The sequence below is a fragment of the Chloroherpetonaceae bacterium genome (assembly GCA_025056565.1).
In the GTDB taxonomy this organism is placed as follows: domain Bacteria; phylum Bacteroidota; class Chlorobiia; order Chlorobiales; family Thermochlorobacteraceae; genus Thermochlorobacter.
On the sequence record JANWWA010000044.1, the window covers coordinates 1 to 860 of the forward strand.

General features: G+C 50.1%; 1 protein-coding gene. It reads left to right on the top strand.

The window, feature by feature from the left end; all coding sequences use genetic code 11:
- A partial coding sequence (locus NZM05_12575) for a PAS domain S-box protein (GenBank protein ID MCS7014449.1) occupies positions 1–860 on the top strand: 860 nt, incomplete at both ends.

Sequence of the window (860 nt, forward strand, 5' to 3'; positions counted from 1 at the left end):
ATCACGGCGCAAAAAGAAGCCGAACAAGCCTTGCGCGACAATCTTTCGCTTCTGCAATCGCTTTACAACACTGTGCCGATTGGCATTTGTCTCACAGATGAACAAGGTAATTTCGTGGAAGTCAATCCCGCTTATTGCAAGACTTACGGCTACGCTCGCGAGGAACTCATTGGCAAGCACTTTACGCTCGTGATTCCCAGCGAAGATAAACCGCGTGCGGCAGGCGTGCATTCGGCATTTATTGCGGGTGGAAAGAATCCAACAGGCGAATGGCTCTTGCAGCGCAAAGATGGCGCGCTGCGCAACATCTATGTTACCGCCGAACTGCTTACGCTCGAGAACGGCAAACGCTACAAGGTTACGGCAGTGGAAGACATCACTGAGCGCAAAGCGCAAGAAAAAGCGCTGCGCGACTACGCCTCGCTTCTTGCCGCGGTCAACGACAGTTTGCCGAATGTTGCGCTTTATCAGTATGTCATTACTCAATCAGGTGCTCAGCGTTTTACCTACGTAAGCAAAGGTGTTGAGGTTATTTTGGGCGTTACGGTTGAGGAACTGCTTCAAAGTCCTGAGGCTCTAATGCGGTTGCTCTTGCCTGAGTCACTTTCGCAACTTCGCCAGAAAAGTGAAGAGTCGCTTCACACAATGGAAGCATTTGAAGTGGAAGTCCAAACCCGTCATCGAAAAACAGGGGACACGCACTGGGTGCTTCTGCGCGCTAAACCAAGCCGCTTGGAAAATGGCGACATAGTTTGGAACGGTGTTGCAATCGACATCACCAAAGAAAAGGAAGCTGAAGCGGCTCTGCAAGAAGCTTATGGCTTTTTGCAAAGCATCTTTTATGGTCTGGACTTTGACAT